The organism is Kordiimonas aquimaris (assembly GCF_025574485.1).
In the GTDB taxonomy this organism is placed as follows: Bacteria; Pseudomonadota; Alphaproteobacteria; order Sphingomonadales; family Kordiimonadaceae; genus Kordiimonas; species Kordiimonas aquimaris.
In genome coordinates, this window is the sequence record NZ_JAOBPO010000001.1 from 853,888 (window position 1) to 870,319 (window position 16,432).

The window sequence follows — 16,432 nt, forward strand, 5'->3', positions numbered from 1 at the left end:
ATTAACCGTGAGGTCTTAACGTATGTGAGTAACTGTTACCAGACTCCATATTGGAAATAGATTTGGGACTATTCAAAAAAAGAGCTTTCCAGCCTTCTTTAACGAGTGCTGCTGATGTGCGGGCTATATTGGTGGGCGCAGAAGAGCAGCTTTTGCAGCAATCGCCATCTGGTGATGTTCTTGCACACGCATGGAAAAGTGGCTCTCCTCAAATCAAAGAGTTAGCACACACTGTGTTTCAACAGCATATACCTGCAGAAGCGCGTTTGGTTTCAGCAAAAGAAGAACGGTTCTGGTTGACGGCGTGCCCGCATCCCGATGGAGTGTTGATTGTTGGGCGTGACACAACTCTAAATGATCAAATGACGGAAGCCTTGCTTGAAAGTAGGGCAATGTTGAAATCTCTTCTTGATCGAGCCGTGGATCTGAGCTTTGAGGTGGACGCCGACCGCATATTTAGATTTTTATCCCCCATGAATGCCTTTGGTTGTAACCTAGAGCCCTGGATTGGACGATGTGCAGATGACTTGTTTTGGCCAACTGGAAAGATACCAGCACGTAGTCCGTTGTCATCGAAGACCGCATCAAATTTTGAAACGATTCAGGTTGAAATTATAGAAGGTGTGAAAAGTTGGGTTTCGTTTACGGTAGAACCAAGGTTCGATGACCATCAAAACTTCATCGGCGTGCGGGGCACATGCACAGATGTTTCCAGCCGTGTTGCTAGTGAGCGCCAGACACGCATGGACAATTTACGCTTGGGATTGCAGCAGCGAATTGTTGATCTGCTTAATAGTGCCGAGACATCAGAGGATTTGCTGGATAGCGCCTCCAATGAACTGATCGAAATGCTGCGTGCCGATTTGGTGTGGTCGGTTGTTAAGTACCCTGAAGGACTAGTACCTGTTGCTATCAGTGGGGATGGCGCAGTTACGCCAAATACAGAAATGATTTGGCGAGATTTGGCACTTTCATCTGAGACTGTTGTTGAAGTGGAAGATATGGGGCGAAAGCATTTGGCTGTTCGTCTCGAACAAAATGATCGCGGTATTGGCATGATAGTTGTGAGCCGTGATACAAACCTTTTTCCTTGGGCTGACCATGAGCGGCAGCTTCTGTCTGATATTATTGGCTCTTTGGCCGCAGCCTTCGGCAAAGCGCAACTCATTAACCGATTGACGCGGCTTTCGTCGCTCGATGAACTAACAGGTCTTTCCAATCGGCGCGCATTTATTGAAATTGTTGAGCGTCGTTTGCAGCAGCAATGCCGTTCTGGGCAAAGTGGATGTTTATTGTTCATTGATCTGGATCACTTCAAGGAAGTGAATGATACGCTGGGACATGGTGCAGGTGATAAAGCCATTCATCTGATGGGTGATGTGTTGAAGACCATCATTCGGGCATCTGATTATGCAGGTAGATACGGCGGCGACGAGTTTGTTGTCTGGTTGGAGGATATTTCAGCTGCAAATGCTGCATTGAAAGCCAGAAACATTATTGATGCCATGCCGGGTATAAGAGAAAAAATTGGCAATGCTGAATTGCAGCTTTCTGCATCTATCGGCATTTGCCGGTCGGTTCCTGGTGTTGATTTGAAGTTTGCTGATCTGGCAGAGCGTGCTGACGGCGCGTTGTATGAAGTGAAGAATCAAGGACGAAATGGTGTTGCCATTGCAGACGGCCCTTTAAATGAACCTCGTGAAAAGGAGGTGTCTGCCTGATGCTGAACAAGCTTAAGAATATTTTTGGTGGGCAAAAGGAATTGCCATTAACGCTGACTGTTGAGCAGGAGCAGACAATATTGCGGGAAGGAACGGAACAGCAGCGTATTCAACTTGCTGAGCGGCGTGATGCTCGTCCCGAAGTCCTGTATTATCTTGCTGAAGACGAGTCGGTTTCAGTGCGGCGTAATATAGCAAAAAACACGTCAACACCGATACAGGCTGACGAGATACTTAAAAGTGACAGCGACGAAGAAGTGCGAGCTGAACTCGCACGGAAAATAGGCCGGCTTGTACCAGGCCTTAAGGAGGAAGAACAAAAGTCTCTGCGTGATAAGTCGATTGCTGTACTGGAAGATTTGGCAAGTGATCAGTTACCTAAGATCAGGGCGATGGTATCACAAGAGATTAAGGATGCCGAGAACGTACCTAAGCAGTTAATCACACGCTTAGCCCGCGATATTGAAGATGTGGTTTGCGGGCCTATCCTGCAGTATTCACCGCTTTTAAACGATGATGATCTGCGCGAGATTATCGCAGCAGGAATTAGCTCTAAAGCGCTTGAGTCAATTGCTAACCGTGTTGTTGTCTCCGAAGAAGTTTCACAAGAAATTGCAACAACGCTTGATGTTCCGGCTGTTTCGGCATTGCTGACAAACCGAAATGCTCAAATACGTGAAGACACGCTTGATCAGATTATTTCACAAGCTGCAACGGTAGAGGATTTACACCGACCACTTGCGCTCAGGCCACAACTTTCTGTGCGTGCAATGAAACGTATTGCCGGGTTTGTGGCTTCGGCACTTGTTCATGCCATGATGGAGCAAAGTGAGCTTTCGGAAGATCAAGCTGAAGAATTGCTTGATAAAGTACGTGAACGTTTGGCCAGTGAGAAACCAGGTGACGATGACGAAGAAAAATACGCGCAAACGGCACTGGATTATTATGAACGAAGTATGCTGGATGATAAGTTTGTTTTAGAGCAGATCAGTCAAAATAGGCGTGAATTACTTATCCAGTGTTTGGCAGTAATGGCGGATATGACTGTCGATGCGGTACGGCAGGTTATCCACTCCAAAAGTGGCCGTGCTGTTACGGCGCTTTGTTGGAAAGCGGGCCTTACAATGCGCACCGCATATGAAATGCAAACTCGGTTTGCTTTGGTGCCAACTGCGCAGTTACTTCACGCCAAGCATGGCACCAAGTATCCTATTAAAGATGATGAGCTGGAGTGGCATTTAAGCTACTTCCTTGATCAATCTTGATAATATCTTTTTGGTAGATCAGCGAAGCTCTATGAGGGTTATGATCTAATCAAGGTACCTGCGCCGCGTTCTGTGAAAATTTCCAGCAATAGAGCATGTTTCACACGACCGTCTATAATAACAGCACCTTTAACGCCAGCATCTACTGCTTTAAGGCATGTCTCAACTTTTGGGATCATTCCCCCTGTTATCGTGCCGTCTTCTCTGAGGCGCTCAATGTCGTCAGCATCCAGCTCTGTTAACATGTCGCCGTCTTTGTTTAAAACGCCTGCTACATCAGTAAGAAGGAAAAACCTGCGTGCGCCAAGCGCGCCAGCAATTGCCCCCGCCATAGTGTCAGCATTAATATTGTATGTATGACCGTCCAAGCCTGCAGCTATTGGGGAGATAACGGGGATGATGCCATTATCGATACTTTGTTCAAGAATTGTGGGGTCAACCTGAACAGGATCACCAACAAAGCCAAGATCAATGACCTGTTCCAGATTTGAGTCTGGATCGGGCTTTGTTCGGTGTGCTTTCTTGGCCATAACAAGAGAACTATCCTTGCCAGATAGTCCAATGGCCCTGCCACCAACGGCATTTATATCTGCAACAATGGATTTACATACAGAGCCACACAGAACCATTTCTGCAATTTCAACAGTAGCTTTGCTGGTAACACGCAGCCCGTCAATAAATTCGCTTTCAATAGATAACCGTGACAGCATGTCGCCGATTTGTGGCCCACCACCATGTACAACAACGGGGTTTATACCAACTTGTTTCAGAAGTGTGATGTCTTCGGCAAATTGATTGGCGAGTGCGCTATCACCCATGGCATGTCCGCCGTATTTAATAACAAAAGTTTCGCCGGAGTATTTGCGCATGTAAGGGAGTGCCTCAACAAGAGTTGAAGCTTTTTTTTGTAGTTTCTTCTTTTGCTTGTCCACGATCAGCATGGCCTCAGAATAATGTGTAGAGAATTAGGGAGGTGTGTTTTAACAGATTAGTCAAATCGGTAGCCGCCAAAATGTGTTGGCCGTTCATCGTATATCATGACACCTAAAGTGATAAATAACTGTGCAAAATAGTAGGTGCCCCAAACAGCATAAGGTTCGCCGTAGGTGAAATTCAGAAATTTTCCAGCACCAAGTAGTCCGTCTGAAATAAGAAATAATGTTACACCAAAGCCAACCAAGCGTGGAGGAAAGCGGCTGAACATGGCCATTGTCGCCATCAATGTCAGAACGAGGATATAAGCGAACACTGGAATTAGCATGTCGCCCAATGTTGGGTAAAGTAGAAATGCCGCCACACCGCCTAATGCCCAATACAAAGCACTGATACGTGTTCGTGCACTTGTTATGTCGGCAGAATGCATGCGGTTTTTCATAAACAGAAAAATATAAACTACGTGAGCAGCAAAAAAAGCTGACAAGCCATGCAGAAAGCTATTCTCTGCAGGAAGCACCAGCATTACATCGCCAACAACTGAAGCAAGTAGCGCGAGAATTAAAAGCATGTGATTGGAGGTTTGCGCAGTTATTATGACAAAAAGTGCCAGAAAACCAACAGCGCCTGCTTTCGCTAGTGGTTGCCAAAGAAGGCCTTCGGGGTACCATCCGCCTACATAGACAACCGAAGCAACGGCAGACAGGAACAACATAAGCTGCCCGATACCTTCCACAATGGGTCGTTTACGTCTGCCGAATAGTTGCGTCAAAATCGCTCCCCTTAATGCGACACTATAATCGCTTGCAACCCAATGCCTCAAGTCTTTGATTCAAATGTATGTATTTTGTGTTTGTAGTGTAATCATGGCAAGCGCAATTTAAATATCGATATTACGGGAAAATCTCGCATCAAGGCATGCTTTTAAGTCAGCGACTTATGCAATGAGCGCACACCTGGTAGAAAGCCGAGATTGGCTAAACCTACGATCAATAAAATATCGGGAGAAGACAGGCCAAACCCGATTAGTGCAGCAGCAATGAGAGAGCCGCCTGCCATAAAGGCACTATTTACAATATTGGTAGCAGCCATAATTCGGGAGCGTTTTTCCCGCTGTGTGTGGTGTTGTAGAACGGCGTATAACGGCACGATAACCATGCCAGCACTCATTGCGATGATGGTAAGGATAGTGGTTATAATCCAGTTTGTAGGTGCGCTCATAAATGCTGTAATTGACATTGGCGTGCTTGTCGTTTCGATCCCGTTTGGAAGAATGAGATACAACAAAGTGGAGGCAATCATCAAAACGAGCAGTCCGGGTGCAGCCAACCTTGCTGAGAGCGCACCTTTCAGAATGCGGTTGCATGCAAGAGAGCCGACGCCGATTCCAAGTGAAAAGCAGGCCATGAACATTGTGACGATTTGCTCATCTCCATTGAGGCGGTTTTTAACGATGTCCGGTATCTGTGCAATGAAGATTGTGCCCAGCAGCCAGATCCAGCTTATACCCAGCATGGCTCTTTTGGTTGTAGGCTCTGACCAGGAGCTTTTGATAAGGCTTCTCGTCGAGGTGAAGATATTTAGGTTAATGGTAAGATCGGGTGCAGCCTGACCGGTTTTAGGCACAAGTCTTCCGCTAAAGGTGCCGATGACGGCAATGGCAATCATGAATAAGGATACCTGTGCAAGACCATTTTCGCTCAAAACCAATATACCGCCAATTATAGTGCCTGCTAAAATTGCTATAAAAGTTCCAGCTTCCACAAGAGCATTTGCCCCGAGTAGTTCCTTCTCTTTCATCAGGTCAGGCAAAATACCGTACTTAATAGGTCCAAAAAAGGTGGACTGAAGCCCGAGGCCCGCGAGCACGGCAATCATCATTGGCAGGCTTTCAAAATGAAAGGCAACAGCACCGAGTATCATCAGGCCAATTTCCCACACTTTGATCCAGACTATCTGATCGCTTTTTTCAAGCTTATCCGCCATTTGCCCGGCCAGAGCTGAAAATATGAAAAATGGTAGAATGAATAACCCGACTGCCAGATTGGTAAGCATTGGTGGGGACATGCCAATCTCAGCAGCAAAGCGGAAAGTGATCAGAATAATTACGGCTTGTCGAAAAAGGTTATCGTTAAATGCACCAAGAAATTGGGTCAAAAATAGCGGAAAAAAGCGTTTAGTCAGTAAGAAGTGTTTATTTTTGGCTGCCACTGTTTTGTCTATTCTGCAGGCGCGTGGGGTGGGTGGTTTATCTCAGCGCGTGCCTGTTTGATAATTGCGACCGCGCCGGTGATAAACAGTGTCGCCATTAATGTTGCTACGATTAGGTCTGGCCAACCTGTGCCAGAGGCCCAAACACCAGATGCTGCAAGCATTACCATGACATTGCCAATTGCATCATTGCGGCTACACAACCAAACTGATCTCACGTTTGCATCACCATCCTTATAACGCATAAGGAGAAGAACGCTGATCAGGTTTGCGATCAGAGCGGCCATTCCTACAGACCCCATAATCAACGCGGCAGGTTCAGTGGTGTAGAAGACACTGTATATGGTTGAGCCAAGCACCCAAATTCCCATGGCAGCCAGACTTAACCCTTTCAAGAGAGCTACCTTGGCCCTTAGGGTCGCAGCCTTTCCAATAACGAGTAGTGATATTGTATACGTCAGTGTGTCCCCAAGAAAGTCTAGCGCATCTGCTTTTAGTGCCTGTGACTGGCCAACAAACCCCATTGGCATTTCGATTAAAAACATAAGTGCATTAATGATGATGACAGCAATTAAGGCACGTTTATAGGCCGGATCTATACCGTCAAACTTTACATCGTCACAACAATGGGCGCCCATGATGTTCTCTCAAATGTAGATACACAGAAGTTTATTAGGCCCTTTTCATGGCGGATGTGCAACATCATTTTTCTAGCAACCATTGCAATCTCGTTCCTGTGGTGAGCATTATATGGTCATTATATTTGCTAGCGCTTGAACGAAAGTGGCATGTTTTTATGCATTTTTTGAAACTGTCCTGGATACGGATTGCCGTTTTAATATCGGCAGGCTTGTTGTTGCCGGCTATGCAAAACGCGCATGCGAGCTTTGGTGCGTCGCTTGGTGACGCCATTGAAATTGAGATGCTGAACGCGGCTCAAATGGATGTGGGGATACACAGGCTTAAATTTCGTGCAGGCAGCACCAATACAGGGCAGCCTATTTGGGTTCCAATCATTGTGGCTAAAGGCGCAAAGCCTGGCCCTAAGCTATTATTAACAGCCGCCGTACACGGCGATGAATTAAACGGTATTGCAGCTATTCACAGTCTGATTGATGGCTTGGATACACAAGCGGTTAGTGGCTTAATTGTTGCGGTTCCAGGGCTTAATCAGCCAGGTATGATTGCCAATAGCAGACACTTTGTTGGCTCTGACGGCGGCGGCTCTAAAACGGACTTAAATCGCATATTTCCGGGTCGACTGGACGGCGGCGATGTAGCTGAACGTTATGTTGCACGTCTTTGGGCCAGTATTTTATCAGCTGATTTTGATTTGGCAGTTGATCTTCATACGCAAACCATCGGCACGCTTTATCCTTTGTTTGTTTTTTCGGATTTCAGGAACGATATATCCCGGCAAATGGCATTCGATTTAATGCCAGACATGATCAAAAATGACGCCGGGCAAAAGGGTACGCTTGAAACAAGTTTTTTAAGCCGTGGTATTCCAGCTGTTACATTTGAAGTAGGTGGACCAAAAAAGTGGCAGCCTGACTTGATTGCGCGCGCTGTATCGGGGTTGCGTAATCTTATGATTGGCGCAGAAATGATTGAAGGCGTGAAAATGGAGTCTGCGACAGAACCATTCGTGGGTTCCGTGTCAACAAATGTCTATACGGAAGTGGGCGGATTTGCTTATTTGAAAGTTGGTCTGAAAGAGCATGTCAGGCAAAATCAGGTGTTGGCAGTTATGCTTGATGCTTATGGGCAGGAAATTGCAACATATGTTGCACCGCATGACGGTATTGTTTTGTCTGTAGCGACAGATCCTTTAAGAGAACCAGGCGCAATGCTGGTACGTATACTACGTTAGAAGTCTCAGCAGGTTTGAAGCGCTCATTAATTAAAAGAAAAAGACACTATTATGGATATTGAACATTTGCCTACAGACCACCCAAAGGTGAAGTTTGGTAAAACAGGGTTGCTGTTAATATCGCTCGGCACCCCTGAGGCCCCAACATATTGGTCTGTGCGTAAGTATTTGGCGGAATTTTTATCAGACCCGCGTGTTATTGAAACACCGCGAGCATTGTGGTTGCCTGTACTATATGGCCCTATCTTGACTTTTCGTCCACTGCGCTCGGCGAAGGCATATGCAAAAATATGGGATAATGAGAAAGATGAGTCTCCGCTGCGCACATATGCGCGGTCACAGGCAGAAAAACTGCAAACCAGCTTTGGGGATACGCTGGAAGTGGCTTGGGCGTTTCGTTATGGCGACCCTTCAATAATGAATGCATTGGAGGAACTGAAAGCTAAAGGCTGTGAGCGCATTATTCCGTTTGCTCTTTACCCGCAATATAGTGCGACAACCACAGCGTCTTCGTATGATAAAGTATTTGAATGCCTTGGGAAAATGCGCTGGCAACCCGGTGTGCACACGATTAATCGTTACAATGACCATCCCAAATATATCAAGGCCTTGGCGCGTTCGGCCCATGAATCGCTTAATACTATCGATTGGCAGCCGGAAAAAATATTGATGTCGTATCACTCTATCCCGCAATCATACTATGATAAGGGTGACCCTTATCCGTGCTACTGTAAAAAGACCTCGCGGCAATTTGAGGAAGCAACCAATTTTGATGCTGGAACGGTTGTTACAAGCTTTCAGTCTCGTGTCGGGCCCGCGGAATGGGTGAGCCCGTATACAGATAAAACGGTATCAGAGTTAGCGGCATCAGGCGTGAAACGACTCGCCGTTATGGCACCGGCCTTCAGTGTTGACTGTCTGGAGACACTTGAAGAACTGAATATGGAACTGAGGGAGCAATTCCTGAGCGAGGGAGGGACACACTTCCACTATATTCCCTGCCTTAATGACACAGAAATTGGCATTGAGGTGCTTGAACATGTGATCCGTGACGAAGTTTCTGGGTGGCTTACAAAGTAGGCTGTTGGTTAGTTAATTTTGTGGCCCGCTTATTCCGGTGACTTCTACGTAAATGGTTACATCGCCAGCATTCTTGAAAGATAGAGTGACAGGAAACACATCGCCTTCCACTAGGGGCTCTGTTAAATCAATCAACATGACATGGTAGCTGCCGGGCTCAAAAGAAAGCTTCTCTGCAGGCGCAATGGGTACTTCGTCCTGCATTTCCATCCGCATTATGTCGTCTTGCTCGAACGAGCGGTGAATCATTGCAATTGCTGCGCGGTCGCTTGACACAGCTGTCAATGTTTCTTGCGCGTGTGTTTGATTGTGAATGTCAAAGTAAACAGCGGCAGATACGCTGCGCCTGCCTGTTTTGCGTGCCCAGGCATTAGATAGATCAAGCGATTCGTGCGCAGGGTTGCCGTGCGCAAAAACAGGATGAGCAAAACAAAAAGTCAGCAGCAAAGTCATTAGCATCTTTGTCATGTCAATCTCTCTATGCTTGAAGGGCGATTGCCTGTTCATACTTGAGGGTTTGCAGCTTCACTGATTGTTTCGATAGAGGATACATTGTGATTTGTTAAGCCCAGTGAGGCGCTATGCCGCATCAGTGGCGCAAATTAACTCATGCTGAATCGCGGGCTCAAAAGCAGAATGGCCAGCAATGGGTACAATTTTTAGTTTTGCCCATGGCATGGCTTGCGCCAATTCCCACGCTGAACTTGGCGGACATATTGAATCGTATCTGCCTTGAATAATGGTGGTCGGGATGCCGTTGAGTTTGTGAGCATCTTCCAAAATTTGATTTTCGCGCTTCAGGAAGCCCCTATTGTGAAAATAGTGTGCTTCAATGCGCGCAAAAGCGAGCGCAAATATAGGGTCTACAGAATGCGCTTGTTGTTCTTCGTCTGGCATTAATGTAACGGAGCTTGCTTCCCAAAGACTCCATTCTTTTGCAAACTGTAGGCGTTCTTTTTCAAATTCCGGATCAGATAGGCGTTTATAATAAGCGGCGATTAAATCATTCTGTTCGCCCTCAGGGACCATGCTTCTAAATTGTTCCCAAGCTTCAGGGAAGATGCGGCTGGTCCCATCTTTATAGAACCAGTCCATCTCGCGTTCACGCATCAAGAATATACCTCTTAGGATAAGACCTCTTGTGCGTTCGGGATAAGCTTGAGCATAAAGAAGAGATAGTGTGCTTCCCCATGATCCGCCAAACAGTAGCCAATTGTCGATAGATAGGGCTTCTCTAATAAGCTCCATATCGCCGATCAGGTGCTGCGTTGTATTATGATTTAAAGATGCATGAGGCTGGCTTTTACCGCACCCGCGCTGATCAAATAATATAATACGATATTTTCGAGGGTTAAAGAACCGGCGTTGTACTGGGCTGGTGCCGCCACCAGGGCCACCATGTACAAATAAAACGGGGATGCCATCAGGTGCGCCAGACTGTTCCACATATATACGGTGGCCGTTTTCAACAGTTACCCAATCAGCGGCATAAGGCTGTATCGGTGGATATAGTGTTCGTAGTGCTAGTTTGCTGTCTGCGCGCAATTGTATGTCCTTTTTTGTAAGTTTAACCTCGCAATCACAACAAGACAAGACTGTCAGGACTTAATGTCTTTTCTTTAAAATAATTTGGCTTGGAGAAGAAAAAGATGTAGATGAGGTTCGGGTTAGGTTGAAAAGCAGGCTGTCTATTTTTAAGTGGGTCTAGGCTGTAACCTTTGGTCGAAAAAGGCAATCTAATAGTAATTAGTTCGTCGAATAAACGCTTCGCTATGAGGTAACTATGCCGCACGAAAACTGTCTTCGCCTCAAAGAAGATGTTAAAAAACAGCTTAAAATCCTCTTTTTGGCAAAATGGGCAGAAGGTGATGGTCAGCCTGACGCGGAAGATGGCACACACGCTGTTTACCACTATGAATTACGCGAAACGCTGAAAGAAATTGGCTTTAGCGTGGAGGCCAGCGGTCATTATGAGCGGGTTTTTGACAAGCCTGATTATGATTTTCTCTTAACGCTCTTTAATCGGGGTGGTTTCCTGAACAGCGAAATGCTTGCACCTTTATTGGCGACATACAACCGGGTTCCTTTTTTGGGGGCCAGTCCTATTATTCGTGGACTTGGCGATGACAAGCACCTGATGAAACTAGCCTCAAAAAGCCGCGGCCTTACGACACCGGATTGGGAGATATATCGCCGCGGTTGTCTTGATGTTGATTGTCTTGAGACGAACAAGCCAAAATTTGAATGGACTCGCCTGGTGATAAAGCCTAATGCGAGTTCAGCTTCATGGGGGATTAAGGCGACAGATAGCTGGGATGAAGCCAAGGAACACATTCAGTATCTGCATTCAGCAGGGCACGATGTGATAGTGGAAAGCTTCGTTGATGGATACGAGCTAGCTGTACCAATTGTTGGTGCGCGCGGCCCGTGGATATTGCCTATCGTACGGTTTCATGTTGATGACCCCTTAGCCATTAGGTCGTACGAACAGAAGCGGCACCTTACGGCGACAGATGATGTCGTACTCAAAATATATGATAACCAAGCGATTATCGACCGACTTCATGCAGCAGCAGAGGCAATTATGCCTGAGATATGGCCGTGCGATTATGGCAGAATGGAATTTAAGTATGATCCGGAAACGGATCGCCTGAATTTTCTTGAAATCAACCTGAGCTGTAATCTTTGGTCCAAAAAAGCAATACCATTTTCGGCGCGGGGTGCGGGTGTGTCGTATACAGAATTGGTAGAGACAATTTTGTGCCACAGTATGCTACGACAAAATGTTATAACCGAATCTGACTTAGCTTAAGTAAAGGCAGTATATGCAGTTCCATGCGGTTGTTATGGCGGCGCAGCGCCCCGGCATTGTTAATGAATTGGCAGCTGAAGCTGGCGTATCTCATAAATGCCTTATTGAGATCGCCGGTAAAAAGTTAGTTGAGCATGTGCTTGATAACCTGGATCGCGCATCTGAAATTAAGCAGATAACAGTTGTTATTGATAACATAGCAGTACTTGGTGACGTACCTGCATTTGTCCGCCTGCAACAAGCAGGCAAGGCACGCGCCATTGAAGCCAGAACTGATCTTTTTTCCAGCTACCTAGCTGCGATTGAAGGTGATGGTATGTTCCCTACACTGGTGACAACAGCTGATAATGTTCTTTTGTCGCCGGAAATGATTGCACATTTTTGTACTGAGATAGGAAACTCTGGCTGCGACGCTGCTATTGCGTTAACGCCGAAGGAAATATTGCTTGCAAAATACCCGGACGGTCAACGTAGGTTTCATGAATTTGCTGATGGTGAGTATTCTAATTGTAATCTTTATGCCCTTACTAGCGAACGCGTTGTTAATGCAGCACGTGTTTTTCAGACCGGTGGCCAATTTGCCAAATCTTTATACCGTGTTTTAAAGGCATTTGGTCTCTGGAATGCATTTGCATATCGTTTTTCGCTCTATAGTCTCGATAAGGCTATGACTCGAATCGGTAAACGTTTTAATATGACGGCGGTTGCAGTGCGTATGCCCTTTCCTGAAGCACCAATAGATGTGGACAATGCACGTTCAAAGAAGCTGGCGACGGAAATCTTGCTTGGCCAACACGCTGCTTAGATATTTTTTAGCACTAACAAATACCATTAAATCACGATATTGATTGGCAATAATGCCGCATGACATTATTGTTTTTTTGATGGTGTGTAGCGACCCCATAGTGGAGCTTTGATGGTAGATGCAGCAATTATCGATGAGTTTGTGACTTTTGAGAAAGTCGATACACAAACGCGCGTAACGCTGAAAGGTAATTGGATCATCGACAATGCCATATTGATTGATACTGTTACCAAAGAGATATTTTCCAGACTGGGCGGCAGTTGTGAAACCGGACGTGCTCTAGCGCAAACGGATATGATGCGCCTTGACTGTTCTGGCCTGCAAAAGCTGGATACAACGGGCGCCGTGTTGGTGCGTCGTTTTGCTGCACACATGGGCGAGGACTGTGAAGCAACATTAATGGGCGTGCCAGAACAAAACAAAGCCTTGCTTGATGTAATTACCTGTTGTCCCGTTCCTGCGCCTACAGAACCTGAAAGGCCGCCATGGTACCTCGGCCCTTTGATTGAAACTGGCGAGTCAGTCTTTCTGGCGGTTCGGTCACTCGGCAGGCTTCTTAGTTTCCTGGGGCTTGTGTTAGTTCGCTTGTTTGGTTCTGTATCTGAGCCTGGCCGTGTTCGGTTAGTGCCTGTTATCCATCAAATGGAGGTAACAGGTTTGCGTGCAATGGGTATTGTGGGGCTTATATCATTTTTAATTGGTGCCGTGATGGTGAACCAAGGTGCCATTCAGCTTGCCAAGTTTGGCGCCGATATTTTTGTTATAGATATGCTTGGTATATCGCACTTACGTGAGTTGGGTATCTTATTAACAGCCATTATTGTTGCTGGTCGTTCAGGTAGCGCATTTACGGCTCAAATTGGTTCGATGGTGTTGCGTGAAGAAGTCGACGCGATGAAAACACTTGGGATGAACCCGATTGATGTTTTGGTGCTGCCGCGTTTAATTGCGCTGTTAATATGTTTGCCGCTTCTCGGTTTTTACGCAGATATCGTTGGTGTTGCTGGCGGTATAATGATGGCGTGGATACAGCTAGATATCTCGCCTGCTAATTTTGTTGTCTATTTTCGTGATGTCATTACCGTTGAGCATTATTGGGTTGGTATTCTAAAGGCACCATTCTTTGCCGCTGTTATTGCGACATGTGGCTGTTACCAAGGGTTGCGGGTTGAAGGCAGTGCTGATGCGCTGGGTATGCGTACGACAAAAAGTGTTGTTCAATCTATCTTTCTCGTAATCGCTTTTGATGCTTTGTTTGCGATATTTTTCACCAGTATTGGAATGTAGCTATGACAGATGTGCAAATAGCTACAAAGATGCCATCTTCGAGTGAAGCAATGGATAATGCCATTGTTGTAACTGGCCTGAAAACAGCTTTCGGCGACCATGTTGTGCATGATGGTCTGGACTTGGAAGTGCGGCGTGGTGAAATTTTAGGTGTTGTTGGTGGATCTGGTACAGGAAAGTCAGTGCTGCTGAAGACCATTATTGGACTAAACCATCCACAAGCGGGTGCTATATCCATCAATGGGCGCGATCAGGCGTCCCTGACAACTAGCGAAGAACGTGCTTCTCGCCGTGAATGGGGTGTTTTGTTTCAAGACGGCGCATTATTCAGCTCCTTAACTGTGGCGCAAAATGTTCAAGTGCCGCTTGGAGAGCATTATCATTTACCTACAGATTTGATGGATGACCTTGCCCGAAGCAAAATTACAATGGCAGGTTTGCCGCTTGATGCAGCCTGCAAGTTTCCTTCCGACCTGTCTGGGGGTATGCGCAAACGTGCATCGCTCGCCCGGGCATTGGCGCTTGATCCTCATGTTTTATTTCTTGATGAGCCAACTGCAGGCCTTGATCCGATAGGTGCTGCGGCATTCGATGCTCTTGTGAAAGACCTGAGTAAGTCGCTCGGTCTTACGGTTTTCTTAGTTACACATGATCTCGACACGCTTTACAGAGTATGCGACCGTGTTGCGGTACTTGGTGATAAACGTATCTTGATCAACGCACCGCTGTCTGAAGTGGTTCACTTTGATCATCCGTGGGTACAAGAATATTTTGGTGGGCCGCGTGCACGCGCTGCCGGAATAGAGTAAGGTCAGGGTTATGGAAACCAGAGCGTCATATGTGTTGGTTGGTGGGTTTGTGCTTAGCTTCTTAGCAGGCCTTATCGCGTTTGCTATTTGGATTGCCAAGGTAGACCTTGATGCTGAATACAAAGACTATGACATCTACTTTGATGGCACTGTTAGCGGCCTTTATAAACGCAGTATCGTGTATTATCTCGGGATTCCTGTTGGCGATGTCCGTGACATTACACTGGCCCCGCAAGACCCAAGCAAGGTGCGTGTATGGATCAGGCTACGCGCTGAGGTGCCGGTAAGCGAAGCGTCACGTGCTCGGCTTGAATTTCAGGGATTAACAGGCGTTGCATATATCGAATTGTCTGGCGGGTCGCCTAATTCGCCGCCGCTTGAATCGCACCTAGGGGCTGAGCGCCCAATCATCGAAGCCGAACCGTCTCCTTTGCTGGAGATATTTGATAGTGCGCCTAACCTTGTTAACGAAGCCATCAAAATGCTGGGGCAAATACAAAAGATTTTAAGCAATGATAATGTTGCGAATATCTCCAAAACACTCAGTAATACTGAACGACTTACAGGTAATTTGGCTGATGGAACTGATAACCTTGAAGTGATGGTTGCTGACGTGCAGATTATTCTGGCCGAGGCTAAAAACGCTGCCGTGAAAATCAGCACGTTGGTTGATAATGGCAATACACTCATTGAAGAAGACGCCAAACAACTGATCGCGGAAGCGACAGGCACAATGCAGGCCGCAACAGCTATGCTTAATAGAGTGGATGGCCTTGTAGCTGCTAATGAGGGTACGGTGACACAATTTATTGGTGGCAGCTTACCTGAAGTTTCACGCATGATTCTCGACTTGCGCCTGACGGCCCGTAGCCTTTCGCGGCTTGTTAGTCGTATCGAACAAAACCCTTCAGAAGCTTTGTTTGGTGCTAAAGAAGCACCCTACAATCTGAAAACACGCAAAACGGAAGAGGAAGGTAACTGATGGTGGGACAGACAGTTAAAATCCCTGTTTCTAAGCTTATAACGAGCTTCCTTTTCTGCGCACTAGTGTTGCTTGCAGGGTGTGGACCGCTTATCTCTTTCGGTGATGATGGACCTGCTGATGATGTCTATAATCTGAGCTACGAAGGTGGTTATAGTGCGAATGTGGACAGTGAAAACATCATCTACCTGGAGGAGCCTTTGATGAATCAGGGACTGTCAGGTGTTGATATTGCTGTTGCTTTGCCTGACGATCAACGGTCAACTCTTAAAGGTGTGCGCTGGGCGGGTAATTCTGCTGATCTTGTACGCGATTATCTCGTGCGTTCCTTAAGCGAGAAATCGGGTGTTAAATTATTGGGCGATGGTGGTCTGGATGTGCGGGCAGGGTGCCGTATGACCGTGAAAGTATGGTCTTTTGAGTTCGCTCCTGGTGAACGCAGCAGAGACGATACAGTTGACGTGGCTATCGAGTTTTCACTGGTGCGATACCGCGATGGACACCTTGTGGGGCAACGTGCCTTCAATGTGAGTACAGCCATTGATACAAACCAAGGAAATAGTGTTGTTGCCGGGTTTCGGGCAGGCATGCATGCATTGAGCGGCGACGCCGCCAACTGGCTTGGGCCGCTTGGTAGTAATTGCGCACTATAAA

Annotated in this window: 16 protein-coding genes; 10 read left to right on the plus strand and 6 right to left on the minus strand. The window is 46.6% G+C overall.

Going from position 1 to position 16,432, the window contains the following annotated elements; all coding sequences use genetic code 11:
- Positions 1-62 precede the first annotated feature (62 nt).
- Both OEU88_RS04035 and OEU88_RS04040 read left to right on the plus strand, forming a co-directional pair.
- A complete protein-coding gene (locus OEU88_RS04035; RefSeq protein WP_262693822.1) occupies positions 63-1,721 on the plus strand; it encodes a diguanylate cyclase in 1,659 nt (552 codons plus the stop codon).
- Positions 1,721-2,986, plus strand: coding sequence for a DUF2336 domain-containing protein (locus OEU88_RS04040; protein WP_262693823.1), 1,266 nt, complete (start codon positions 1,721-1,723; stop codon positions 2,984-2,986). The genes OEU88_RS04035 and OEU88_RS04040 overlap by 1 nt, the downstream gene beginning before the upstream one ends.
- 38 nt (positions 2,987-3,024) lie before the next feature.
- Here the strand turns inward: OEU88_RS04040 and argB are convergent, their stop codons facing one another.
- From argB to OEU88_RS04060, 4 genes are all read right to left on the minus strand, one after another.
- A complete protein-coding gene (gene argB, locus OEU88_RS04045) occupies positions 3,025-3,927 on the minus strand; it encodes an acetylglutamate kinase (protein WP_262693824.1) in 903 nt (300 codons plus the stop codon).
- Between the two features lie 47 nt (positions 3,928-3,974).
- Complete coding sequence (locus OEU88_RS04050; protein ID WP_262693825.1) at positions 3,975-4,691, minus strand: lysoplasmalogenase; 717 nt, start codon at positions 4,689-4,691, stop codon at positions 3,975-3,977.
- A 152-nt stretch (positions 4,692-4,843) separates the two neighbouring features.
- Positions 4,844-6,130, minus strand: a complete 1,287-nt coding sequence (locus OEU88_RS04055; RefSeq protein WP_262693826.1) for an MFS transporter — start codon at positions 6,128-6,130, stop codon at positions 4,844-4,846.
- A gap of 8 nt (positions 6,131-6,138) precedes the next feature.
- Positions 6,139-6,768 carry a cation transporter gene (locus OEU88_RS04060; RefSeq protein WP_262693827.1) on the minus strand — a complete coding sequence of 210 codons (630 nt, stop codon included), beginning with the start codon at positions 6,766-6,768 and terminating at the stop codon, positions 6,139-6,141.
- A gap of 158 nt (positions 6,769-6,926) precedes the next feature.
- Between OEU88_RS04060 and OEU88_RS04065 the strand changes: the two genes are divergently transcribed.
- Both OEU88_RS04065 and hemH read left to right on the plus strand, forming a co-directional pair.
- Positions 6,927-8,003 (plus strand): succinylglutamate desuccinylase/aspartoacylase family protein, encoded by a 1,077-nt coding sequence (locus OEU88_RS04065; protein WP_262693828.1) that lies wholly within the window; start codon positions 6,927-6,929, stop codon positions 8,001-8,003.
- Positions 8,004-8,054: 51 nt separating this feature from the next.
- On the plus strand, positions 8,055-9,083 hold the full coding sequence (gene hemH / locus OEU88_RS04070; protein WP_262693829.1) for a ferrochelatase: 1,029 nt from the start codon (positions 8,055-8,057) through the stop codon (positions 9,081-9,083).
- A gap of 12 nt (positions 9,084-9,095) precedes the next feature.
- Here hemH and OEU88_RS04075 read toward each other — a convergent pair whose 3' ends face one another.
- A complete protein-coding gene (locus OEU88_RS04075) occupies positions 9,096-9,551 on the minus strand; it encodes a copper chaperone PCu(A)C (protein ID WP_262693830.1) in 456 nt (151 codons plus the stop codon).
- 111 nt (positions 9,552-9,662) lie between these two features.
- Positions 9,663-10,628: a prolyl aminopeptidase gene (gene pip / locus OEU88_RS04080; protein ID WP_262693831.1), complete on the minus strand. Its 966-nt coding sequence runs from the start codon at positions 10,626-10,628 to the stop codon at positions 9,663-9,665.
- A gap of 238 nt (positions 10,629-10,866) precedes the next feature.
- Between pip and OEU88_RS04085 the strand changes: the two genes are divergently transcribed.
- The 6 genes from OEU88_RS04085 (at position 10,867) to OEU88_RS04110 (ending at position 16,431) form a co-directional block, all read left to right on the plus strand.
- Complete coding sequence (locus OEU88_RS04085) at positions 10,867-11,895, plus strand: D-alanine--D-alanine ligase family protein (protein WP_262693832.1); 1,029 nt, start codon at positions 10,867-10,869, stop codon at positions 11,893-11,895.
- 13 nt (positions 11,896-11,908) lie between these two features.
- Positions 11,909-12,700, plus strand: coding sequence for a nucleotidyltransferase family protein (locus tag OEU88_RS04090; RefSeq protein ID WP_262693833.1), 792 nt, complete (start codon positions 11,909-11,911; stop codon positions 12,698-12,700).
- Positions 12,701-12,811: 111 nt separating this feature from the next.
- Entirely contained in the window at positions 12,812-13,987 is a 1,176-nt protein-coding gene (locus OEU88_RS04095; protein ID WP_262693834.1) for an ABC transporter permease, read from the plus strand.
- A gap of 2 nt (positions 13,988-13,989) precedes the next feature.
- Positions 13,990-14,796: an ABC transporter ATP-binding protein gene (locus OEU88_RS04100; protein ID WP_262693835.1), complete on the plus strand. Its 807-nt coding sequence runs from the start codon at positions 13,990-13,992 to the stop codon at positions 14,794-14,796.
- Positions 14,797-14,806: 10 nt separating this feature from the next.
- Positions 14,807-15,778: an MlaD family protein gene (locus tag OEU88_RS04105; RefSeq protein ID WP_262693836.1), complete on the plus strand. Its 972-nt coding sequence runs from the start codon at positions 14,807-14,809 to the stop codon at positions 15,776-15,778.
- Entirely contained in the window at positions 15,778-16,431 is a 654-nt protein-coding gene (locus OEU88_RS04110) for an ABC-type transport auxiliary lipoprotein family protein (RefSeq protein ID WP_262693837.1), read from the plus strand. Before OEU88_RS04105 ends, OEU88_RS04110 begins: the two co-directional genes overlap by 1 nt.
- Position 16,432 lies beyond the last annotated feature (1 nt).

Coding starts and splice junctions, on each gene's coding strand:
- OEU88_RS04040 (WP_262693823.1), top strand. CDS start 1,721: ATGCTGAACAAGCTTAAGAATATTTTTGGTGGGCAAAAGGAATTGCCA.
- argB (WP_262693824.1), bottom strand. CDS start 3,927: ATGCTGATCGTGGACAAGCAAAAGAAGAAACTACAAAAAAAAGCTTCA.
- OEU88_RS04060 (WP_262693827.1), bottom strand. CDS start 6,768: ATGGGCGCCCATTGTTGTGACGATGTAAAGTTTGACGGTATAGATCCG.
- OEU88_RS04065 (WP_262693828.1), top strand. CDS start 6,927: ATGCATTTTTTGAAACTGTCCTGGATACGGATTGCCGTTTTAATATCG.
- hemH (WP_262693829.1), top strand. CDS start 8,055: ATGGATATTGAACATTTGCCTACAGACCACCCAAAGGTGAAGTTTGGT.
- OEU88_RS04075 (WP_262693830.1), bottom strand. CDS start 9,551: ATGACAAAGATGCTAATGACTTTGCTGCTGACTTTTTGTTTTGCTCAT.
- OEU88_RS04085 (WP_262693832.1), top strand. CDS start 10,867: ATGCCGCACGAAAACTGTCTTCGCCTCAAAGAAGATGTTAAAAAACAG.
- OEU88_RS04090 (WP_262693833.1), top strand. CDS start 11,909: ATGCAGTTCCATGCGGTTGTTATGGCGGCGCAGCGCCCCGGCATTGTT.
- OEU88_RS04095 (WP_262693834.1), top strand. CDS start 12,812: ATGGTAGATGCAGCAATTATCGATGAGTTTGTGACTTTTGAGAAAGTC.
- OEU88_RS04100 (WP_262693835.1), top strand. CDS start 13,990: ATGACAGATGTGCAAATAGCTACAAAGATGCCATCTTCGAGTGAAGCA.
- OEU88_RS04105 (WP_262693836.1), top strand. CDS start 14,807: ATGGAAACCAGAGCGTCATATGTGTTGGTTGGTGGGTTTGTGCTTAGC.
- OEU88_RS04110 (WP_262693837.1), top strand. CDS start 15,778: ATGGTGGGACAGACAGTTAAAATCCCTGTTTCTAAGCTTATAACGAGC.